The following is a 21,455-nucleotide window of genomic DNA, read 5'->3' on the forward strand; positions in this document are numbered from 1 at the left end:
CGAACCGGCCTCGTGGCGGGCCGGAACAGGGCCTCGGGCCCGTTGTCAGTGGCTGCCCCTACTGTTCTGGGCATGGGAATGGTGACGTTCGTCGACGAGACGACATCGGGGGAGCGCCGGGGCGCCGGTGGGTTCGAGGTCGAGGAAGAGCGGCTTGCGCTGCGTGAGTTGATCAGGCGGCGGGTGTTCCGTGAGGCGGGGGCGGAGGCGAATGGTGAGGGGCAGTTCGAGCGCGTCGTCGAGGCGTTCGGGCGTAATGGCCTTCTCGTGCTCGTGGGCGACCGTCAGGTGACGGACCTGGACGAGGACGTCGTCCTCGCCTCCGGCACGGAGGTCACGTTCCTCAAGCTCGTCCCGCTGGTGGGTGGCTGATGACCGGGCCGACAGCGGACCTGACGTCCGCCACAGGAGACAACGCCGCGGCCGACCGGACGGCGACCGGGAGCCGTGCGCGGCACGTCACGGCCGTCGCGCGCCTCGCCGCCGCGGGTGACATGACGGAGCTCGCCGACGAGCTGCTCAGGGCTGCCGTTTCCAACGGCAACCGCTGGGACGGTGACGGCGACGAGATCTTCGTAACCCTGCGCGGCCTGCCCGCGGCCGACCGGACCCGGCTCGCGCACGCTCTGATGGAGGCGGCCGACCCGCCCACCGGACATCAGCCGATCACGAGCCTGCTCATACTTCTGGAGGTCATCGCCCACGACCTGCCGGGCGACCTGCTCTCCGCCGCACGGGTCGGACGCCTGGAGAAGCACGGCACGGTGCACTGCGTCTGGGCGGGGCGTGAAGCGATGGCGCTGGTCGACGCGGAACTGGCGGCGGGGCACCCTATTCCGGCGACGGCCGTCGCCGCTCTGCGCCGCACGGCCCGCCTCGACCAGTACGGCCAACCTGACCTCGCGGCCTTCCTGAAGAAGCTGCCCGACCCCGTGGTCAACCCGGGTGAGGCCTGGGCCGACCAAGCCCTCGCGGACCTCGCGAAGCGGGACGCCCCCTGGCACCAACTCGTGCGGCACACCGTGTCCGCCACGTCGGCCAAGCCCACCGCCCAATGGGACAAGACCGCCCGCGCGCTGCTCGGCCCGTTGGAAGTCGAGGAGGTCCGCGACACGCTCTTGGCCTGGCTCGCGCTGGTGGGTCGCCCCCGCACCCTGCCGTTCAACGGGTCGGTGTACGCCGTCGCGCCGAACGAGGAGTACGACCCGTACAACGCGGATGTGCTGCGCGGCTTGACCTGGCTGCTCGCCCTGCTGCCCGCGCACCCGGCGGCGGCCCGCGTGCTCGGCACGCTCGTCGAGGTGTCGCTGCGCAAGATCCCGGGCGTCGGTCCCCGCAACCCCAAGGTGGCCAACGCGGCCGTCGCCGCCCTGGTCCGCTCCGAAGGCGACGCGGCCCTGGCCGAACTGGCCCGACTTGCCTCCCGCGTCACGTACAAGACCACGCTCAAGATGATCAATACGGGCCTGGAGAAGCGCGCCGAGGCGCTCGGGTTGACCCGCGAGGAGGTCACCGAGCTCGCCGTGCCCTCGTACGGCCTGACGGAGGTCGGCCGCGCGGTCCACCGCATCGGCGACTGCGAGGCGGAGCTGACGGTCGACGGGCCGAGAGCCACGCTGCGGTGGCGCAACGCGGCAGGCAAGCAGGTCAAGGCGGCCCCCGCCGTCGTCCGACGCGACCACTCCGACGAACTGAAGGAACTCAAGGCCGCCGTCAGGGACATCGACAAGATGCTCTCGGCGCAGGTGGAGCGGCTCGACCGGCAGTTCCTCGCCCGCCGCGAGTGGCGGTACGGCACGTGGCGCGAACGCTACGGTGACCATCCGCTGCTCGGCACCCTCACCCGCCGCCTGCTGTGGACCGTCGACGACACACCGTGCGGGTACGTGGACGGCGAGCTGCGCACCCTCACGGACGAACCGGTGCGGGCGGCGCCCGGGGCGGTGGTCCGGCTCTGGCACCCCGTGGGCCGGGAACCCGCCGAGATCGTCGCCTGGCGCGAGCGGCTGGAGCGGCACGGCATCACCCAGCCCTTCAAACAGGCGCACCGCGAGGTGTACGTGCTGACCGACGCCGAACGGACCACCCGCACGTACTCGAACCGGTTCGCCGCCCATTTCCTGCGCCAGCACCAGTTCAACTCCCTGGCCGCGGTGAGGGGCTGGCGCAACCAGTTGCGGCTGAGCGTGGACGACGAGTACCCGCCGGCCGTCAAGGAGCTGCCCGAGTGGGGGCTGCGCGCGGAGTACTGGATCGAGGGCGATGGCGGCGAGCGCTGGGACGAGGACCTCACCGAAGCGGGCAGCTACCTCCGCGTCCGCACCGACCAGGTCCGCTTCTACCCCATCGACGCCCCGCAGAACACGGCTCACGCGGGCGGCGGCGAGTACCGCATGAGGCTGCGCGACGGCCGCGCACCGGTCGAGCCGGTCCCGTTGGAGGAGATACCCGACCTGGTCCTGAGCGAAGTGCTGCGCGACGTCGACCTGTTCGTGGGCGTGGCCAGCGTCGGCGCCGACCCCACCTGGCAGGACGGTGGCCCCGGTGGCCGCTTCCGCGAGTACTGGACGTCGTACGGCTTCGGCGACCTCGGCCCGAGCGCCGTGACCCGGCGGGACCTGATCGCCCGGCTGCTGCCACGCCTCACGATCGGCGACCGGTGCTCGGTCGAGGGCCGTTTCCTGCACGTACGGGGCGACCTGCACACGTACAAGATCCATCTGGGCTCGGGGAACATCCTGCGCTCGCCGTCGGACCAGTACGTCTGTATCGTCCCGGCCTCTGCGTCCGGCGCCGGAGCCACGGCAGGCGAGGACTCGGGGGGCGGGTCCCTAGGGGGTGGCTATCTGCCCTTCGAAGGTGACCGCACGTTGTCGGTCATCCTCAGCAAAGCGATGCTGCTCGCCGCCGACGCGGAGATCACCGACCCCAGGATCCGCAGCCAGCTGTGAGCTCGTTATGAAGGGGTTGCGGGTTTGCGAGCCTCGGGGCGCCCTCGTCGCCAGGCTGGGTGTTCACACGCATGGTCGGGTCAGCCTCGTTTCTCGTCGGTGATGGGGTTGGGTCCGCGCAGGTTTCCGGAGAGGAGCCACCAGAGCATGCCGTAGCCGACCACGATGCCTGCGATGCACCGGGTGGCTCCCCACGCGTCCATCGTTGTCGTGAGGCCTGCCGCCACCAGTTGGCTCGCGCCGAGGGACAGGCCGCACACGAAGCGGTGCCCAGGCACCGAGCAACAGCTGGCGGGTGTGCTCGCCGCCCTCCGGGCCGGTCTCGGTGCCGCAGCCGTCCTGCCCACGCACCTCGAACCTCGAACCAGCCATGGCCTGCCTTCGACGAGGACGTCCGCCGCCGGGACGCACCGGCTCCGTGGTGAGGGTTACCAGCGTCAGCATTCGGCCAAATGGCTCTCACCCGCATGCTCTTGCGCCGCAAGGCCCGGTGCACTGCACACCTTCGGAGAACCCCTCAAACGCGGGGTTCACGACCCGTCCGAAAGACAGGCGTTCGAAATGGGAGCGGCGTCGTTGGACACAGCGTCACCGCCATCACGCCTACGAGGGAGATCGCTTTGACGTCAGACGAACCGGGCAATGACGAGGTCGGAAACCCCCCGAAGGCCGTGGCCTCGGACACCGTCTCGGACACCATCTCGGACGCGGAGCAGGAGCTGTACGGCGGTCGTCTGCGCTACGACCAGTCCTACGTCCGGCACGAACGCCCCCTGACCCGGCTGAAGTTCGGGCACATGGCCGCCGCGCTCCCCCGCATGGTGGGCATGGTGCTGCGCACCGGGTGGCAGACGGACCCGCGGGCGCTGGCCGGAGTCGTGACGGCGCAGCTCGGGCAGGGCGTCACGGCCGGCTGGGGGCTGGTCGCGGTCAACAGCGTCCTCACGCAGCTGTTCGCGGATGGTCCCACCGCGGACAAGCTGCGCGACGCTGTGCCGTCGCTGGTGGTGCTCGCGGTCGCGGCGGTGGCCACCGCGGTTCTGGCGGCCTGGTCGACGGCCATGTCCGGCCGTCTTGAGCCGCAGGTGGAGCGGGCGGTCTCCGCCCGGTACTACACGGCCGTCACCGGTGTGGAGGCGGAGGCGGCCGAACGGCCCGCGGTCCAGCGGATGTTGGAGGCGGGCAGGTTCGGCGTCGATTCGGCCCGCAGCATGCTGCGGCTGTCGGTCGGCGTGGGCAGTGTGGTGATCGGCATGGTCGCGGCCGCGGTCGTGCTGGCGGCGCTGCACTGGGCGCTGCTGCCGATGCTGCTGGCGATCGCCCTGCCCAAAGGATGGGGGGCGGTACGTTCCGCGCGCCGTGACTACCTCTCGCGGATGAACTGGATCGATCACCGCAGGGCGATCGCGTCGCTGCTCGCCTACCTGACCCGCCCGCATGCCGCCGGGGAGATCCGCGTGCACGCCGCCGGTACGAAGCTGCTGTCCAGCTACGAGGAGATGTCGCGACAGACGGAGGCGGAGCAGCGGCGTCTGGCCCGGGCGCAGGCGTCCACTGACCTGGTCGCGGGGGCGTTCGCCGGTGTGGCGTCGCTGGCTTGTTACGGGGTGCTGTGGTGGCTGCTGGCGACCGGTGGTCTGCCGCTCGCCGTCGGGGGGACCGCGGTGATCGCCATCCGCACCTCGACAGCGCGGCTCACGTCGCTGGTGCAGCAGGTCAACCGTCTGTATGAGGAGTTGCTGTTCCTCACTGACACGGAGGACGCCATCAAGGTGGCAGGCGAGAATGCCATCCCGTCCTCCGGTACGCCGCTGCCCTCGCCCCTCTCGGAGGTACGGACGGAGGCGGTGTCGTTCACCTACCCGGGAGCCGAAGGACCTGCCCTGTCGGGTGTGAACGTGCGGGTCCCCCGGGGGAAGGTGACCGCGCTGGTCGGTGCGAACGGCTCGGGGAAGACGACCTTGACGAAGGTACTGGCCGGTCTGCTGCTGCCCTCGGAAGGGAACGTGTGGTGGGCGGATGGGTCGGGCGAGCGGGTCGGGCTGCGGGAGGCGGACCGTGCTCAGGTCTTCGGCGCCGTCGGGCTTCTGACACAGGACTTCCCGCGCTGGGAGATGACGGCGGCCGCGAACGTGGCCATCGGTGCCGGGGACCGTGCCCGGGACATGGACGACGTCCGTGCGGCCGCTCAGGAGGCGGGCGTACTCGACCTGATCGAGGGCCTGCCGCACGGCTGGGACTCGATCGTGTTCAAGGGCTACGAACGCGGCGTCCAGCTCTCCGGCGGGCAGTGGCAGAAGCTCGGTACCGCGCGAACCCGGTACCGGCGGGCCCCGTTCCTGCTGGTCGATGAGCCGACCAGCGCCCTCGACCCGCACGCGGAGATCGCCTCCTTCCAGGGCCTGTGGTCCCTGGCCGAGCAGGGGCACGCGGTCGTGCTCGTCACCCATCGGCTCGCCGCGACCATGAAGGCCGACCACATCTACGTCCTCGACCAGGGGCGCGTCGTCGAGGACGGTACGCACGAGGACCTGATGTCCCATGAGGGCGGTCTGTATCGGGGCATGTTCACCGCCCAGGCCGCCCAGTACGGACTCGCGCCCGCCTCCGCCACCACGATTCCCGGCGCCCGCGGCATCCAGCCGTCCGACCGCAAAACGGACGTCGGCTCAGATGCACTGCCTGGCGCTGGCGCGTAACCCGCGGCGTCCGGCCGGGTCGGGCGTTGCCCGTGCGGCCAGATACTCCGGTGTGCACGGCGCACCGTAGGAAGTCTCGCGCTCCCAGTGGGCACTTTGTGCGCCTCCCCGTCTCCCAGGGCGACGGGAATGATGAGCGGACCGCACACGAACCAGGCGACCCGCGGCCCCTGCCCTCGGCATACCCGACGTACCCGACGCACCCGGCCTACTCGGCGTCCTCGGTCGGCGAGCCGACGCGGCGGCAGGGCAGCGGAAGGAGGTCACGGTGTTACTTCTCGTCTCCCCGGACGGTGTCGAGGAAGCCCTCGAATGTACGAAGGCGGTGGAACATCTCGACATCGTCGACGTGAAGAAGCCCGACGAAGGCTCGCTCGGCGCGAACTTCCCCTGGGTCATCAGGGAGATCCGCGATGCGATTCCGGCGGAGAAGCCGGTGTCCGCGACCGTGGGGGATGTCCCGTACAAGCCCGGCACGGTGGCCCAGGCGGCGCTCGGCGCCGTCGTCTCGGGAGCCACGTACATCAAGGTCGGCCTCTATGGATGTACGACGCCCGCCCAGGGCATCGAGGTCATGCGCGCGGTCGTCCGGGCGGTGAAGGACCACCGTCCGGACGCGCTCGTCGTCGCCTCGGGCTACGCCGACGCCCACCGCATCGGCTGCGTCAATCCGCTCGCCCTGCCCGACATCGCTGCTCGCTCCGGCGCCGACGCGGCCATGCTTGACACCGCGGTCAAGGACGGGACGCGGTTGTTCGACCACGTTCCGCCGGACGTCTGCGCCGAGTTCGTCCGCCTTGCCCACGCGTCCGGGCTGCGCGCGGCCCTCGCGGGCAGTGTCGCACGGGCCGACCTCGGCCCCTTGACGCGCATCGGTACGGACATCGTGGGGGTGCGGGGCGCGGTCTGCGAGGGCGGTGACCGCAATGCAGGAAGGATTCGGCCGCATCTGGTGGCCGCCTTCCGGGCCGAGATGGACCGGTACGCGCGGGAGTGCGCCGCCGACGTTCCCTCCGCGCGCTGATCGCCCGCGAGGGCAGCCGTGCCTGGGGCGGGGACCGGCCCGCCCGCGGGGGCTGTGCCGCGACTTCGGCTTTCGGCGTCCACCCGTCTCGCTCCCTCCCTCCCCCCGTCCACCAACCCCAGGAGGCGTGCCAGTGCAGTTCCAGGCGGCCGTACTGCGCTCGTACGAGGGCCCGTTCACGGTCGAGGAGGTGCTTCTGCGGACCGAGCCCGCCGAGGGCGAGATCCTGGTCGAGATCGCGGGCACCGGGATGTGCGGGACCGATCTCGCGGTACGTAACTCCGGTGGGCGAAGCCCTCTGCCTGCCGTCCTCGGCCACGAGGGCGCCGGCGTCGTCGTACGGGCGGCGGCAGCGGCAGCGGGTGGTCCGGATGGCGCGATCGGCGTGGGTGACCACGTCGTGCTGAGCTTCGACTCCTGCGGACACTGTCCGAACTGTCGCGCCGCCGCCCCCGCCTACTGTGACTCCTTCGCCTCCCTCAACCTCTTCGGCGGGCGCGAGGAGCATCCGCCGCGGCTCACCGACGCGACCGGCGAGGCGCTGGCTCCCCGGTGGTTCGGGCAGTCCTCGTTCGCGGCGTACGCACTCGTTCCGGCCCGCAACGCCGTACGGGTCGACCCCGCACTGCCGCTCGAACTGCTCGGGCCGCTCGGCTGCGGTTTCCTCACCGGCGCCGGAGCCGTGCTGAACACCTTCGCCGCGGGGCCCGGCGACACGCTCGTGGTCTTCGGCGCGGGGGCCGTCGGCCTGGCCGCGGTGCTGGCGGCCACGGCTGCCGGCGTACTGACCCTCGCCGTCGACCGGTACCCCGAACGGCTCACCCTGGCCGAGCGGTTCGGCGCCACACCGCTGCACGCCGCCTCCCCCGACCTGCCCGCACGCATACGCCGCCTGACCGACGGCGGGGCGCGGTACGCACTGGACACCACGGCGGCGCCACCGCTCATCAACCACGCGCTCAACGCGCTACGTCCCACGGGCACCCTCGGCCTGGTGGCACGCCTCCACACCCCGCTGTCTCTCGAACCCGGGACGCTCGACCGGGGCCGCGGCATCCGCCACATCTGCGAGGGGGACGCCGTGCCCGGCGTGCTGATCCCGCGGCTGATCGCGCTGTGGCAGGCCGGGCGCTTCCCTTTCGACCAGCTGATCCGCACCTACCCGCTGGCCGGCATCAACGAAGCCGAACACGACTGCCGAGCGGGCCGTGTGGTCAAACCCGTTCTGCTCCCGGAGAGGACCAGCCGATGAGCGATCACACCACGCCCGCCGACGGAGGCACCATGGCCGAAACGACGCCGCAGCACGCGGACGTGGACGGCGTCGACGGGGGCGTGGGCCTCACCGCCCTCCTGGTCGCCGCGGCACGGGCGATCGAGACCCGCCGACCCGACAGTCTGGCCCAGGACGCCTACGCGGAACACTTCGTACGCGCCGCCCCCGCCTGCGCCCATTGGCCGGTGCGCATCGAACAGGTCCCGGAGGGCGACGACAACCCTCTGTGGGGGCGGTTCGCCCGCTACTTCGGTCTGCGGACGAGAACACTTGACGACTTCCTCCTCCGGGAGGTCGTCGGCACGGGTACGCGTCAAGTGGTGCTGCTGGGCGCCGGGTTGGACACCCGTGCCTTCCGGCTGGATCTGCCGTCCGACTGCGTCGTCCACGAGATCGACAGGGCGGGCGTGCTGGACTTCAAGCAACAGGTGCTCACGAGCCTGTCGGCCGTCCCGAGGGTGAAGCGCGTCCCCGTACCCGTCGATCTGCGCGCGGACTGGGTCGGCGCGCTGGCCGCTGCCGGCTTCGACCCTGCCGCGCCGAGCGTCTGGCTGGCCGAGGGGCTCCTCTTCTACCTGCCGGGCCCTGTCGAGACGTACCTCATCGACATGGTGGATCGGCTCACCACCGGAGGCAGTGCGCTGGCCTTCGAGGTCAAGCTCGAGAAGGATCTGCTGGCGTACCGCGACAGCCCGATCTATACGGCGACGCGCGAGCAGATCGGCATCGATCTGCTCCACCTCTTCGACCAGGGGCCCCGACCCGGCTCCGCGGGCGACCTGACGGCCAAGGGATGGTCGGCCTCGGTGCACACGCCGTTCGACTTCACCCGGCGGCACGGGCGTGGTCCCCTCCCCGAGTCCAACGACGCGCTGGAGGGGAACCGTTGGGTCTTCGCGCACAAGCCGCGGCCTTGACGACGTCCGCAGCGCTTACGGCGGTGTGGGCGAGGAAGACGGAGTGTGCGAGGCGATGGCGACGTGTGCGCGGTGTGTCAGGCGACGGCTCGGGGGGCCACCAGCTCGTCGCCGGGGATTCCCGCCATGTCCGGCGCGTAATAGTCCACGATGCCGGTGTCCCACGCGGACACGGCGATGCGGTCCTCGGTGTCCGGGCCGAAGGCGTCGAAGAGGGCGTGGATGTTCGCCTCCTCGAAGCCGATCGCCGTCATCAGTGCGATGAAGAGGGGGCGCTCGATCAGGCCGTCCCCGTCGGGGTCGCCGAGCGCGGAGAGGGCTGCGGCGAACTCGGCGATCGTGGGTCCGAAACGCTTGGGGTCGAGTACGAACGGCCGGAACTCGTCCATCGTGATCACGCCGTCGCCGTTGGCGTCCAGCTCAGTGGCCAGCGTCGTCCAGTAGCGGCGGAACGCGGCCCGGATGGCGGCCTTGGCACCGTCGTCCGACGCGGTCGCCGCTTCCAGGACCCGGCCCGTCATCAGGTCGAAGTCGGCGGAGTCGATGACTCCGTTGCCGTTGACGTCGAAGAGGGAGAAGACCAGCTCGACCCTCTTGGCGGCTTCGGTTCGCATGTGCATCACCTGTCTTTTGTGACCCGCCGATCGCGGGCCCGACCCCATGGACGCAGCTACCCGACCCGGCGCGTGCAGCTGTTTCGGCTCATGGAATCGTCATGAAGAGCCGAAAGTGGCTGTTCTTCGCTTTTAGTGACAAACAGGCTGCACTGTGAGCACATATGGCAAATCGGGGTCAAGCTATCCGTGCTGCTCCGTGTAGTGCGCGCGGAGCATGTCGATGCCCCAGTCGTGGCGCAGGTGGCGCCAGACCGAGTGGGCGTGGTTGCCGTCGTCCTGGGTGTTGTCGTACTCGATGAGGAAGTCGGGGGCCTGGATGCAGTAGTAGTGCCGGTCCCCCGGCGCGCGGCCGCCGGCCCAAGCGAAGGTGAGCGCGTCCAGCCCGCCCGCCACGGTGTCGTCCCAGCACTGCCTGGCGTACGCCGTCGGCGCGCGGTCGAGGTAGCGGCGCACCAGGCGTTCCAGGAGACGGCGTTGACTCGGCGTCATGTCGTCGTGGGCGAGTCCTGCCGGGAGCCGCTCGGGGTCGGCGAACGGGTCGTCGCGGGTCAGGATGTCGTCCGGCGGAACGGTGTCGAAGACCGCGACCGCGCGCCGGTCGGGGTCGAGGTCCGTGACCAGCTCCCTGGCCAGGTCCTCCTCCGGCCCCAGCAGTCGGCGGCCCGCCTGTGGACCCTGCGTGATGCGCGNCGGCTCCGCACCGATGAAGTGCGGCGTCACCCGGACACTGTCCGCCGTGACCAGAACGTGTACGGCGAGGTGGTGACCGTTCATCCGCCAGGCCCAGGGGGCCTCGCCGTCGGGGTCGCCGAACAGCCGCAGCCAGTAGCGGTCGGGGACTCCCGCGGCACCGGCCGTGGCGCGGCGGTGCCGCTCCACCTCGATCGCGCCGCGCGCCAGCTCCGCTCCCGTCGCGCTGTGCGCCGCGGAGAGCAACCCGTCGACCGCGGCGCGCTGTCCTGCGTCGAGTCCCTCGGTGGACAGCCCCGGACGCGAACCCGGCAGGTACGTCCACTCGCGCAACTCGGGCGCGTCCAGCCGACTGGGGCCCGTACGCAACGCACGTACCTGCTCCGGATCCAGGACGGACAGGAACGCGTGCGCGGCGTTCCGCATGGCCGCGGCGGTCGCCGCAGCCTTTGCTTTCGTCGCTCCCTTTGCCGCCGCCTTCGCCGTCGTCGCCCAGGGTTCCCCGTCCACCGTGTCTCCTCCACCTCGCCCGACGTGCGCGTACGTGCGTGTACGCGGGGCAATGTCGCCCCTGGGACCCATGGTGCGTCATCCGGCGGCGCCGGGCCTCGCTCTCCGGCCGCGGACCTCGTGCCCGTGGGTACCGGCGGGCCGGGCATGATGTGCGGCACAGGGCGGCGATCCGTCGCCTCGGTCGAGGAACGTCCGAGAGGCGGCCGGTGTGTTCGTCCTGCTCATGTACGGTGCGATGCTCGCCGCACCCCTTTGGGCCATCGCGGTCGTGGTCAAGCTGGTGTCGGTGGCCCTGCCCGGGCGCCGACCCGACTGGGCCCGGGACCTGCTCGGCTGGAGCTCGGGCATGGCGGCGGTCGGTGCTGTCATCACGTACGCGATCGGGCTCGGCTCGGTCCAGTGGCACGCGAGCGAGGCCGAGTCCGGCGCGGGGTCGTCCCCGGCCGTTCCCTGCCGTTCGCTCCCGCCCGACGCCCTCGACCGGCTCGCCGGGCACGAACCGTCCTACGTTCCGCTGGGTTTCGACTGCCTGCTGGACGACGGGAGCGTCGTCGCGGGGAGCGGCTCCTACACCTTGCTGAACGCTGCGGCGGCCGCCTTCGCCCTCGCAGCGGTGGTGGCGCTCATCGCGGTGGGATTCGTGGACGAGTACCGCGCCAGGGCGGCCCGGCGAAGGGGTGTCCTGGAGGGGGAGGCTGAGAGTACGGGCGAACTTTCGGCGTGACGCGGGTCGCGTGACGGGGGGGGGCGGGGGGGGACGGGTCCCAGCCGATGCGGACCACGTACAAGATCTTGAGACCACGAGCAGCCCATGGCAGGCTCATGCCGCATGATCGATGAGTTCGCGAAGGACAACCTGCACGGCAGACTGCGGCGGGACCGCGAGGCGCTGCTCTGGAAACTCGACGGCTTGTCCGAGTACGACACCCGCCGACCTTTGACGGCGACCGGGACCAACCTCCTCGGCCTGGTCAAACACGTGGCCACCGTCGAGGCCCGGTACTTCGGCGAGGTCTTCGACCGCCCCTCCCCGGAACCACTCCCCCGCTGGCAGGACTCCGACGGCAGCGATCTGTGGGCAGCCGAGGACGAGACCCGCGACCAGATCATCGGGTTCTACCGGCGCACGTGGGAGCACTCCGACGCGACGATCAACGCGCTTCCCCTCGACGCCCCCGGCCACGTGCCGTGGTGGTCGGAGCCTCGTCCCAACACGAACCTGTTCGCCATCCTGGTCCATGTCCTCGGCGAGTCCAACCGGCATGCCGGGCACGCCGACATCCTGCGCGAGGGCCTCGACGGCCGGGCCGGGATGCGCCCCGAACACGGGACGCGGATCGACGAGGAAGCCCGAGCAGCCCACTGCGCGAAGATCGAGCAGGCGGCCAGGACGATCGCTAAGTCGACCGCACCAGTCAAGGCTTAGAGTTACCCCCTCGTTCAGCCCCTCGTTCACCCCTCTCGTTCAGCCCCCTCGTTTACCTGAGAGGTAATCGACCGCGCCGCGGCCGAGCGGCAGTCTTGAGTCATCGAACCGCAAGATGACAACCACCTCACAGGAGGCTGCCCCGCCATGACCGCACACGACACCGCCGCATACGAGACCGCCGTCGCCCGCTACTTCGAGGCCTGGAACGCGGAGGGCACCGAGAACATCGACAAGGCCGTGGCCGCCGCGTGGACCGAGGACGGCAGTTACACGGACCCGCTGGCCGACGCCTCCGGGCACGGGGGCGTCGCCGCCGTGATCAACGGGGCCCACGAGCAGTTCCCCGGTTTCCGGTTCCGCCGGACCGGCACGGTCGATGGGCACCACGACATCGCGCGCTTCGCTTGGGAGTTGGTGTCGGCCGCGGACGGGTCCGCGCCCGTCGCCGGATTCGACGTCATCACGCTGGCCGACGACGGCCGGATCCGTACCGTGCATGGGTTCCTGGACCGCGTCCCCACGGCCTGAACCGGGAAGGGGAGAACTGCCGCGACAACGGCCGCGACCTGGATCAGCACACGGGGAAACGTGCGATGCGGAATCCCACGTCGTCGACCTGGAAGGTCGGGTGACTGCGGCGGCGCGCGGAGGCCCGGCAGCTCCAGTGCTCGTCGAACCAGCCTCCGCCGCGCAGCACTCTGTAGGCGCCGTAGACCTCGGCGTCGTACACGTCCCAGCACCAGTCCCAGACGTTGCCGAGCATGTCGTAAAGACCCCACGAGTTGGGCCGTTTGCTGCCCACGTCGTGGATCTGCTCGTGGGAGTTGCCGCGGTACCAGGCGATCTCGTCAAGAGGCCCGTAGTGCGGCCCGGTCGTGCCGGCCCGGCAGGCGTGCTCCCATTCGGCTTCGGTCGGCAGCCGGTACCCGTCGGCGGACGTGTCCCAATCGATGCCTTCGTCGTCGGGGCGGAGTTGATAGGCGGGTGCATACCCGTCGCGCCGGGACAACGCATTGCAGAAGCGGACCGCGTCCCACCAGGAAACGCTGTCGACAGGCAGCTGGTCCCCCAGGGCGGTGCTTGGACGCAGGCCGGTGACCTGGGCGTACAGCGCCTGGGTGACCGGGAAGGCCGCGAGTTCGCAGGGCGCGAGCTCGACCGACCAGCTGCGCTGTGTCCGCCGGTCCGACAGCGTCACCTGTCCTGGCGGCACGGCGATCATCTTTCCCGCGCTCGCGTCCATGGACAGGTGATCATATCGGTAGCTGTCCTGGACGGCGCTCGGTCAGGAGTGTGAACCCTTGACGGTCGACTGATGCGGCGGTGGCCGAGAGGATGACGACGCCGGTGCCTGTGCTGCGGTCGAGTCCGAGCCATGACCGGAAGCCGCCGGTGCCGCCGTTGTGCCAGGTGATGGGTCGGCCTTTCACCTGGACTGTGATCCATGCGGCGCCGATGCGGGCGCCGGCGCCGAGCGGGGCGACCGGATCGAGTGCGGCGATGCCAGGGGCGCTGCCGTCGAGTATCGCCGCTGTCAGGCGGGCCATGCTGGTGATGGAGGCCCGGATGCCACCTGCCGGTCCGAGCGCCTCACCGGTCCAGGGTTGCCGCGGTCGTCCTCGGCGGCTTCTGCCGTTGAGTGCCTCGGGGCGAAGCTCGTCGGCTGTCTTGGGGACGTAGAAGCAGTCGAGTTGCAGCGGGGAGGCTATGCGCTGTTGGACGAGCTCTGGGTAGGTCGTCGTGGCGGCGCGGGCGAGGGCGTGTCCGAGGAGCTCGAATCCGAGGTTGGAGTAGCGGGACCTTGGCGTGCCCAGCGCGACGCCCCGGGCCTGGTCGAGGAGCTGTTCGAGGTTCTCGCCGTAGGGGTTGGTTCCGTATCGCCACAGGGCGAGGGTGCGCCGCCATGGTCGTGCGGCCTTGGGGAGCCGGGGCAGGCCGGATCGGTGCGTGCTCAGCGATCGCAGCGTCACTCGTGCGGCGGGGGCGTCAGCCAGGGGCAGGAGTTCGCCGAGGCTCGTGTCGGGGGTGATCTCGCCTCGGGCGAGGGCGTCGGCGTACAGCAGCCCGGTGACGGCCTTCGCGATCGAGCCGATCTCGAAGTCGGAGGCGGAGACGGGTGCGGGGGCGGAGTCGGAGGCGGCGTCAGAGTGGGCGTCACAGTCGGCGTCGGCGTCGGCGTCGGTTCCGCGGCTCGCCACGCGCATGCCCGCAGGCGTGACCACGGCCGCCGCGGCGACCGGGTGGCGCGGGCCCAACAGTTCGCCGAGCCTGGTGACGAGTTGCTGGTCACCGTCTAACCCGGCGGTCATGACCGACCGCCGAACAGGCCGCGACCGGCGTACTTCTTGTGGACCGCCTGTTTCGAGACACCCAGGACGGCGGCGATTTGCGGCCACGTAGCCCCGTTGTTGCGAGCTCGGCGCACCAGCACCGCTTCGATGCGTTCCGTCTCGACGCGGAGTCGCGCCACGGCGCCGAGCCCCACCAATGGGTCGTGGTCGGCCGTCGATGCCGCGAGTTCGGTCAACTGTTCCACATCCATGGGTCAACCGTAGTTGACTGCCAGACGAATCGTCAACCAAGGTTGACGGACCCGCACTCTGGCACAGGTGGCATCGGAGGACGGGATGATGGCTGTTATGGGGTCCTGGCCCGTGCATCCGTAGCCCCACGCGGCACCCGATTGGTAACGTTCGGACATGGAGACGAGTCTGGGCAAGGGCGACGGTTGTGAACTGCCCGCCACAGCTGTCTACTGGCTCACCGACGATCCGCAACCAGGCCTGATCCTGGTGGAGTTTGCCGACGCTTACGACCGCCCTCACCAACTGGTGGGCAAGACGGCCTACTTCGGCGGAGATCTCGACTCGACCTCGCCCTATCCATGTCCGACCAGTATCCAGTGCACGATCGAAGAGGTCACCGACGACATCGCCACGGTGAGCACGTGGTGGTTGGAGGGTGGCCCCAACGACACACGTTTCGTCTTTGACGTCTGGTTGGACACTCTCGGGCCAACTACTGGCTGAGGCAGTGGCCAACAAGGGCAGGCACGCGCTCGAGTTTGGTCCAGCCCGTCCAGCCGCGCTTCGTCAGCAGCTCGATCAGCCGCCGGGTCGGCGGCAGGGTCTCGTACACATGTGCGTCCAGGAGCTCGGCGAGCAGTGGCTCGATGCCGGTGTCGTCGACTTGCGACTCGCCCTGCTCGTCGGCCAACTGTGTGACGCAGGCGGCCAACTTGTCCGCCAGTTCGGCCAGCCGTGGGTCGTCCTCGGCGCGGTCGAGTGCACGGTCCTCTGCCCGGTCGGACCCGCGGTCGGTTGCTCGGTCGGGTGCTCGGCCAGGTGCGCGGGCAGGTGCGCGGGCGAGGACCTCGCTCAGAGTTACGTAGAAGTCGACGATCTGCGGGTCGGCGATCTGCTCCCGCTTGCGTGCCATCCACTCCGGAATGCGCTCGGGCGAGCGCGCGGCCAGCGGGATCCAGTTGTCGCGCTCGACCTGAACGATACGTTCGTCGATACCGAGCGCCCGCAGCCGGTCGAGGTACGCGACCACCTCACGGGGCAGTGCCAGGCTGTCTCCCGCGGCGAGGCGGGCGATCCGCTCGCGGTGTCGCTGCCGCTCCCGCATCTCAGCCCGCAGCCGCTCGTCGATGTCCACGATGGCCGCGGCGAACTCCTCCTCGTCCGCCTGCAGCAGCTCGCGCACGCGCGCCAGCGGCACCCCGGCCTCGGCCAGGGTTCGAATCCTGAGCAACTCGACCACGGCGCCGGCGCCGTACCTCCGATAGCCGGAGTGGTCACGCTCTGGTTCCGGCAGCAGCCCCCTGGCGTGGTAGTGCCGCACCGCACGTACCGTCACTCCGGCATACGACGCCAGCTCGCCGATGGTCAGCATCAGAGCAGTCTCCTAGTTCGCAGCCCGGGTCCGGTAGAGATGCCGCGACCAGAGGTAGCCGAGCAGCCCGGTCACCACACACCAGCCGATGGCCCGGAACACGTCCGAACCGATGGGCGATCCGGACAGCAAACCGCGGAGGGCGTCGATGATCGGCGTGAACGGCTGGTACTCGGCGAACCACCGCAGTCCGGTCGGCATCGACTCCACCGGCACGAATCCGCTGCCCACGAACGGCAGCATGATGAAGATCATCGGCCAGTTGCTCGCGGCCTCCGGGCTCGGGCAGGCCAGCCCCAGCGCCACGGTGAACCAGGTCATCGCGAACGACAGAAGCGCAAGCAGACCGATCAGGCCCAACCACTGCATCGCTGTGGCGGCGCTCTCCAGACCGAGCAGGAACGCGACGCCCGATACCGTGGCGAGTGCCAGCGCGGTCTGGACCATCGCGCCCAGCACGTGGCCGGTGAGCACCGAGACCTTGGCGATGGCCATGGTCCGGAACCGGTCGATGATGCCGCCCGTCATGTCGGTGGCGACCGAGACGGCGGTGCTGATGGACACGCTTGCCACCGTCATCACCAAGATGCCGGGAGTGATGAACGTCAGGTAGTCGCCGCGGTCCCCCGCCGGGGTTCCGGGCAGGCGGGAGCCCATCGTGCCGCCGAAGACGTAGACGAACAGCAGCAGGAACAGCAGCGGCAGTCCGATCAGCATCAGCGTCTGGGACGGGTACCGGGCCATGTGCTTCAGATTGCGGCGCAGCATGGTCGCCGAATCGCGGACGGCGTGAGGCGCGGTACTCATGCGGCAGGCACCTCCGCGGAAGACTCGTCGGGGGTGGGGTGGACGGCAGTGGAGTGGTCGGTGAGAGCGAGGAACACGTCGTCCAGGTCCACGGTGTGCACGGCGAGCCCGGTGACCGCGTCGTCATCGACGTCGGCCAACAGCCGTCGAAGCGTGGTGAGGCTGCCGTCGTGCGGCAGCCTCAGGGTCAGCGCCGCGGCGTTCACGTTCGCCTCGGGGAACTGGCGTGCCAACTCGGCAAGCCGTTCACTGTCAGCGGCCTGAAGCTGGAGGTGACCGCCGGGGACCAGCCGCTTCAGCTCGGCGGCGGTGCCCTCGGCGACCAGCCGGCCCCCGTCGAGCACACCGATCCGGTCGGCGAGTTGGTCGGCCTCCTCCAGGTACTGGGTGGTGAGGAAGACGGTGACCCCGTCGGCCACCAGCTCCCGCACGATCCCCCACAGGTCACGGCGGCTGCGCGGATCGAGGCCTGTGGTCGGCTCGTCGAGGAAGATCAGCCGCGGCCCTGTCACCAGGGTCATGGCCAGGTCGAGCCGCCGCTTCATGCCGCCGGAGTACGTCACCGCGCGCCGGTCGGCGGAGTCGGCCAGTCGGAAGCGCTCCAGCAGTTGCCCCACTGTGCTCCGCGCACGGCGCCGGTCGAGGTGTCCGAGGTCGGCCATCAACCGAAGATTCTCCCGCCCGGTCAGCAGCTCGTCCACAGCGGAGAACTGCCCGGTCACTCCGATCGACTTACGCACCTGATCTGCCTCGCGGCGTATGTCGTACGTGGCGACTCGCGCCTCACCGGCGTCTGCGGGGAGCAAGGTGGACAGGATCCGGACTGTGGTGGTCTTGCCGGCCCCGTTGGGTCCGAGCAGGGCGTAGACGGTGCCTGTGGCGACGGTCAGGTCGACTCCGGCCACCACCTCGTGGTCACCGTACGACTTGCGTAGCCCGGTGACCTCGATCGCATTGGTTCTCGTCGTCATGCCGACCATGCTGGAAGGTTGTCCCTGCGTCAGGGTCAACCGGAGCGGCTACGCGTACGCTCCGGGCCGATCCTCGTGCGGCACCAGCGCAACTCGTTCGACGGGGACACAGGGTGCTCCCAGGTGCCCGATGCCGCATACGGCTGCTGCCGTCCGGCTCGAGTGGCTACGCTTTGCAAGCAGCCGTCCTCAGCCGTTGCCGGGAGGTGTGCACAGGTGCATGACGCGCTGCGAACCACGTATGACAGTCCCTTGTTCAAGGTGACCACGGCGCCGTATCTGCTGCTGGATACGGACTTCTACATCCGCGGCGTCAACCCCGCCTACCTGCGTGCCACCGGACGCTCGCGCGAGGAACTGATCGGCGCCTTCATGTTCGACGCGTTCCCGGACAATCCCGAGGACACGGGTTCGACCGGCGTCCGCAACCTCACCGCGTCGCTGGAGCGGGTGATGCGCCACGGTGACCCGCACGACATGGGGATCCAGCGTTACGACATCCCCGAACCGCAATCCCCCGGTGGCTTCCGCATCAAGGCCTGGAGTCCTGTCAACTCCCCGCTGACCGACGCCCACGGCCGTCTCGTGGGCGTCCTGCACCACGTCGAGGACATCACCACGGTGTACGAGTCGCTGCGCCATGCCAGTGGGAGCGGCGCCCTGGACGCTGGGAACGGTGCCCTGGACGCTGCGGGGCAGCCGACCGCGCTGCTGCGTGGCGCGTTGCGAGCCCTCGCCTTCCATCAGCGCGCCGCCCGAGCGGCCGGACTGGCGGCGTCGGTTGACCTGCCGGGTACGGGTACGGGTACAGGTGCGGGGGTGGGTGGGGGTGCCGGTGGCGTGTCGGGGGCCGCTCTGGTCCGGCGGGACGCGCTGTGGCACGGGATCACCCATGCCGCCCGGCAGAGCCCGCCCGGCAGCGGATGCCTCGCCGCGGTGTGCGACTGTGCGGTACGGGAGTTGCCCGGTGCCGACGCCGCCGTGATCACCCTGCACGGCAACGGAGCACAGGACGTCCAGCTCGCTGTCACGTCCCTCTGGGGGCAGCAGGCCGAGGAACTGCAGTGGATCACCAGCAGCGGTCCGTCGCTGACCGCGTTCGCCACCGGTGAGCCTGTCTTGGTGCCTCTGCTTGACCAGCCCAGCTCCAACTGGCCGCTGTTCACGGACGCCGCGTGCCGTATCGGCGTCGGTGCCGCGTTCGCCTATCCTCTGTCCACCGCCACCACGACCGTGGGTACCCTCACCCTCTACCACCGCGGCGAGGGGCTCTCGAAGCCACCCGCCGACGCAGAGGTATTCGCCCAGATCGCCGCCGCCATGCTGCTGGCCGACTTGAAGGGCGACATCGGCGAGCGCGTCAGGGCCACCGCCGATCACGGCGACATCAACGCCGCTATCGGTGTCCTCGCCGCCACCCAGCACATCAGCACGAACGACGCTCTCGCCTGGCTGCGCAGCACGGCCCGGGCCAGGGCGATGCCCCTCGCCGACTTCGCCCGCGAAGTCCTCGCTCGCCGCCCACCCGAGGCTTCCTTCTGAGCAGGCCGCCTCCCGCTCAGGTGCGTTCCAGAATTCGCGGGCAGCGGGGAGCCGCACACCGTCGGCGCGATGGCGCGGGCGCTGTCCGACGCGTACGGCGGTCCGGACCCCGTCATCACCGGGGAGTTCCGACTCGACTACGTCCGCCACATCACGGCGGACTCGGCGCGGCTCCACTCCGACCTGGGCTGCAAGCCCGAAGCCGGATTCCGGGAGGGCATGGCGGAGTTCGCCGCGGCGGAGTAGAAGGGGCGGGATGAGGGTGGGGGGGGCGAGCTCGCGTTCATGTCTGGGCTGCGGGGAAGGAGACGGCCGACGCGCTGGAGCGGATCGATTTGGAGTGGGGCGGACGGTTGCGCAGCGGCGGGCTGAACGTCACGGGCACGGACACGGATTCAGGCGCGGGCACGGTCGAAGCGTGCGGGCGCGACCCGCTGGAAGATCTCGCCTGGATAGCCGGGTCCTGGCGCCAACAGGACCCATACACGAACCTCGCCTTCTTACGCGCCGCCCCGTCGGCCCCTGGGGAGGCACCACGCAAGCCACGCAGAGGCAGGTAGCACCGTCCTCAGCGATCGTCTCTATACGCGATGAGCCCCTGGTGAGCCATCGGCCTGGTGGGCCTTGTGGTCCTGCATCGTTATGCCCTCTGGGGGAGTTACTGCAAGAAGCCGTCGATGGGCGTCGCGTCGTATTCCGTCGCGCCCGTCGTGGTGATGCCGCTGGGTGAGCCGGGCAGTCGCAGGGAGCCGACGGCGCTCACATACAGGTCGGCCGATTTGTCGCCGTCCGTGTCGCGCAGCCGTACAAGTCCACCGAAGCCGTCGTAGTCCGTCAAGGGTCCCGGCACGCCGGGGGTGTTGCGGGCGAACCACTGCGAACCGGCGCCGGTCAGGCCGCTCGACCGGCCCTTGAAGACGTGGACGCCGCCCGCGTCGTCCTTGTCGTCGATCTTCTCGCCGCCCACGCCGACCGCGAGATCCGCGTAGCCGTCACCGTTGACGTCGCCCGCCGAGACGGAGGAGCCGAACTCGTCGCCGCTTTCCGGGGATCCGGCGACCCCACTCGTCGCCTGGGTGAGGCGGGCGCTGCGGGACGGGCCGGCGGAGGCGCCGTACCAGACGCTGACGCGGCCCTTGTGCTTCGAGTAGAGGGCCGTGCCGATCGCGATGTCGCCGTAACCGTCCTTGTTGAAGTCGGCGATGACACCGTCGCCGCCACGCTCGGAGCTGCCGCCGTTGCCGGACTCGGACTCCAGGCGCAGCGTCTTGCCCGAGGTGAGCGAGCTGGTGCCGCCCTTGATGAACCAGGCGTCGGACGCGATCTTCTCGGGGCTGACCACGTCGCCGATGATCGCGAGGTCGGTCTTCTTGTCGCCGTTGACCTTTCCGGAGATCAGGGCCGTGGCGTAGAAGGACGTCGTCTTGTCGAGCTTGGTCACGGCGCCGGTGGTGCCGGAGCGCTTGAGCGGGCCGCGGTAGACGTAGGTCTTGGACCCGTTGATGACGGCCAGGTCCTGCTTGCCGTCCCCGTTGAAGTCGCCGGTCGCCAGGTCCTTGCCCATGTAGTTGTGGCTGTCCGGGTTCTTGTTCGGGAGGTTCGTGCCCTTGGACAGGCCGGAGGCGGAGCCCCACAGGATCGTCACGGCTCCCTGGTCGGCGCCCTGGGTACCGTTCTCGCCGGTCGCCGCCACCGCGAGGTCGCCGTATCCGTCCCCGTCGAAGTCCGCGGCTGCCCGTACCTCGCCGAACATGTCGTCGGCCTCGTCGGCGCCGGGCACGCCCGGGCTCGCCTGGGTGATGCGCTGCTGTCTGGAGCCGGGCCCCGTGGCGGTCCCGAAGACCACGCTGACGCCGCCGCCCCCTCTGGCGCTGAAGCTCGAGTACGCGTAGTCGCGGTAGCCGTCGCCGTTGAAGTCGTCGCCGTGCTTCGCGGGCGCGGCGCTCGCCGCCGCGGCGGGCAGGGTGACGGGGGTGAGGCCCGCTACCAGGAGGGTGGTGATCGTTGCTGTTGTGCGTATGCGCATGGGTGTTGGGGGTCCTTGTTGGTCGAGAGGTGGTGGGGGTGATGTGTGGGAGCAGCGGTCAGGAGACTGACCGTGGGGCTTAAGGGTTGTACGGGG

At 70.2% G+C, this 21,455-nt stretch carries 21 protein-coding genes and 1 pseudogene; 12 read left to right on the plus strand and 10 right to left on the minus strand.

The annotated features are described in order from the left end of the window. Nucleotides 1-72: 72 nt before the first annotated feature. Nucleotides 73-372, plus strand: coding sequence for a hypothetical protein (locus tag NOO62_RS01470; RefSeq protein WP_268769054.1), 300 nt, complete (start codon nt 73-75; stop codon nt 370-372). Beyond that, nucleotides 372-2,951 (plus strand): DUF4132 domain-containing protein, encoded by a 2,580-nt coding sequence (locus NOO62_RS01475; protein WP_268769055.1) that lies wholly within the window; start codon nt 372-374, stop codon nt 2,949-2,951. The genes NOO62_RS01470 and NOO62_RS01475 overlap by 1 nt, the downstream gene beginning before the upstream one ends. Before the next feature lie 80 nt (nt 2,952-3,031). Here the strand turns inward: NOO62_RS01475 and NOO62_RS01480 are convergent, their stop codons facing one another. After that, entirely contained in the window at nt 3,032-3,229 is a 198-nt protein-coding gene (locus NOO62_RS01480; protein WP_268769056.1) for a hypothetical protein, read from the minus strand. 189 nt (nt 3,230-3,418) lie between these two features. Here NOO62_RS01480 and NOO62_RS01485 point away from each other — a divergent pair, with 189 nt between their 5' ends. The 4 genes from NOO62_RS01485 (at nt 3,419) to NOO62_RS01500 (ending at nt 8,867) form a co-directional block, all read left to right on the plus strand. After that, a complete protein-coding gene (locus tag NOO62_RS01485) occupies nt 3,419-5,650 on the plus strand; it encodes an ATP-binding cassette domain-containing protein (protein ID WP_268775422.1) in 2,232 nt (743 codons plus the stop codon). Nucleotides 5,651-5,918: 268 nt separating this feature from the next. Next, nucleotides 5,919-6,674 carry a (5-formylfuran-3-yl)methyl phosphate synthase gene (locus tag NOO62_RS01490; protein ID WP_268769057.1) on the plus strand — a complete coding sequence of 252 codons (756 nt, stop codon included), beginning with the start codon at nt 5,919-5,921 and terminating at the stop codon, nt 6,672-6,674. A 133-nt stretch (nt 6,675-6,807) separates the two neighbouring features. Continuing rightward, nucleotides 6,808-7,926, plus strand: a complete 1,119-nt coding sequence (locus tag NOO62_RS01495) for a zinc-binding dehydrogenase (protein WP_268775423.1) — start codon at nt 6,808-6,810, stop codon at nt 7,924-7,926. A 32-nt stretch (nt 7,927-7,958) separates the two neighbouring features. After that, a complete protein-coding gene (locus NOO62_RS01500; RefSeq protein WP_268775424.1) occupies nt 7,959-8,867 on the plus strand; it encodes an SAM-dependent methyltransferase in 909 nt (302 codons plus the stop codon). A 77-nt stretch (nt 8,868-8,944) separates the two neighbouring features. Here the strand turns inward: NOO62_RS01500 and NOO62_RS01505 are convergent, their stop codons facing one another. Then, complete coding sequence (locus NOO62_RS01505) at nt 8,945-9,481, minus strand: EF-hand domain-containing protein (RefSeq protein WP_268769058.1); 537 nt, start codon at nt 9,479-9,481, stop codon at nt 8,945-8,947. Nucleotides 9,482-9,664: 183 nt separating this feature from the next. Then, nucleotides 9,665-10,684: a DUF3500 domain-containing protein gene (locus NOO62_RS01510; RefSeq protein ID WP_268769059.1), complete on the minus strand. Its 1,020-nt coding sequence runs from the start codon at nt 10,682-10,684 to the stop codon at nt 9,665-9,667. 211 nt (nt 10,685-10,895) lie between these two features. On the opposite strand from NOO62_RS01510, the gene NOO62_RS01515 reads away from it, so the two are divergent. The 3 genes from NOO62_RS01515 to NOO62_RS01525 all read left to right on the plus strand — a co-directional run bounded on the left by NOO62_RS01515 (nt 10,896) and on the right by NOO62_RS01525 (nt 12,644). Further along, complete coding sequence (locus NOO62_RS01515) at nt 10,896-11,411, plus strand: hypothetical protein (protein ID WP_268769060.1); 516 nt, start codon at nt 10,896-10,898, stop codon at nt 11,409-11,411. Between the two features lie 105 nt (nt 11,412-11,516). Beyond that, nucleotides 11,517-12,113, plus strand: coding sequence for a DinB family protein (locus NOO62_RS01520; RefSeq protein ID WP_268769061.1), 597 nt, complete (start codon nt 11,517-11,519; stop codon nt 12,111-12,113). Nucleotides 12,114-12,260: 147 nt separating this feature from the next. Beyond that, nucleotides 12,261-12,644 (plus strand): nuclear transport factor 2 family protein, encoded by a 384-nt coding sequence (locus NOO62_RS01525; protein ID WP_268769062.1) that lies wholly within the window; start codon nt 12,261-12,263, stop codon nt 12,642-12,644. 43 nt (nt 12,645-12,687) lie between these two features. Here NOO62_RS01525 and NOO62_RS01530 read toward each other — a convergent pair whose 3' ends face one another. Genes NOO62_RS01530 through NOO62_RS01540 form a run of 3 tightly spaced genes read right to left on the minus strand, consistent with a single transcriptional unit; the run spans nt 12,688 to nt 14,658 of the window. Continuing rightward, a complete protein-coding gene (locus tag NOO62_RS01530; protein ID WP_268769063.1) occupies nt 12,688-13,359 on the minus strand; it encodes a formylglycine-generating enzyme family protein in 672 nt (223 codons plus the stop codon). Between the two features lie 10 nt (nt 13,360-13,369). Then, a complete protein-coding gene (locus NOO62_RS01535) occupies nt 13,370-14,425 on the minus strand; it encodes a serine hydrolase domain-containing protein (RefSeq protein WP_268769064.1) in 1,056 nt (351 codons plus the stop codon). Then, on the minus strand, nt 14,422-14,658 hold the full coding sequence (locus NOO62_RS01540; protein WP_398967474.1) for a helix-turn-helix domain-containing protein: 237 nt from the start codon (nt 14,656-14,658) through the stop codon (nt 14,422-14,424). The genes NOO62_RS01535 and NOO62_RS01540 overlap by 4 nt, the downstream gene beginning before the upstream one ends. Before the next feature lie 157 nt (nt 14,659-14,815). Here NOO62_RS01540 and NOO62_RS01545 point away from each other — a divergent pair, with 157 nt between their 5' ends. Beyond that, the gene (locus NOO62_RS01545) at nt 14,816-15,145 is read left to right on the plus strand and encodes a hypothetical protein (protein WP_268769065.1); all 330 of its coding nucleotides are present in this window, start codon (nt 14,816-14,818) and stop codon (nt 15,143-15,145) included. Here the strand turns inward: NOO62_RS01545 and NOO62_RS01550 are convergent. The 3 genes from NOO62_RS01550 to NOO62_RS01560 are packed head-to-tail and all read right to left on the minus strand — an operon-like array spanning nt 15,135 to nt 17,791. Further along, nucleotides 15,135-16,013, minus strand: a complete 879-nt coding sequence (locus NOO62_RS01550; RefSeq protein WP_268769066.1) for a MerR family transcriptional regulator — start codon at nt 16,011-16,013, stop codon at nt 15,135-15,137. The genes NOO62_RS01545 and NOO62_RS01550 overlap by 11 nt on opposite strands. Before the next feature lie 12 nt (nt 16,014-16,025). Continuing rightward, complete coding sequence (locus NOO62_RS01555; RefSeq protein WP_268769067.1) at nt 16,026-16,820, minus strand: ABC transporter permease; 795 nt, start codon at nt 16,818-16,820, stop codon at nt 16,026-16,028. Beyond that, a complete protein-coding gene (locus NOO62_RS01560) occupies nt 16,817-17,791 on the minus strand; it encodes an ABC transporter ATP-binding protein (RefSeq protein ID WP_268769068.1) in 975 nt (324 codons plus the stop codon). Before NOO62_RS01560 ends, NOO62_RS01555 begins: the two co-directional genes overlap by 4 nt. A gap of 261 nt (nt 17,792-18,052) precedes the next feature. Here NOO62_RS01560 and NOO62_RS01565 point away from each other — a divergent pair, with 261 nt between their 5' ends. Beyond that, nucleotides 18,053-19,333 (plus strand): PAS domain-containing protein, encoded by a 1,281-nt coding sequence (locus NOO62_RS01565; protein ID WP_268775426.1) that lies wholly within the window; start codon nt 18,053-18,055, stop codon nt 19,331-19,333. 39 nt (nt 19,334-19,372) lie between these two features. Further along, nucleotides 19,373-19,579, plus strand: a pseudogene (locus NOO62_RS01570) (NAD-dependent dehydratase); the annotation flags it as partial. Nucleotides 19,580-19,991: 412 nt separating this feature from the next. Here the strand turns inward: NOO62_RS01570 and NOO62_RS01575 are convergent. Next, on the minus strand, nt 19,992-21,359 hold the full coding sequence (locus NOO62_RS01575) for an FG-GAP and VCBS repeat-containing protein (RefSeq protein WP_268769069.1): 1,368 nt from the start codon (nt 21,357-21,359) through the stop codon (nt 19,992-19,994). Nucleotides 21,360-21,455 lie beyond the last annotated feature (96 nt).

The sequence above is a fragment of the Streptomyces sp. Je 1-369 genome, from assembly GCF_026810505.1.
Classification (GTDB): domain Bacteria; phylum Actinomycetota; class Actinomycetes; order Streptomycetales; family Streptomycetaceae; genus Streptomyces.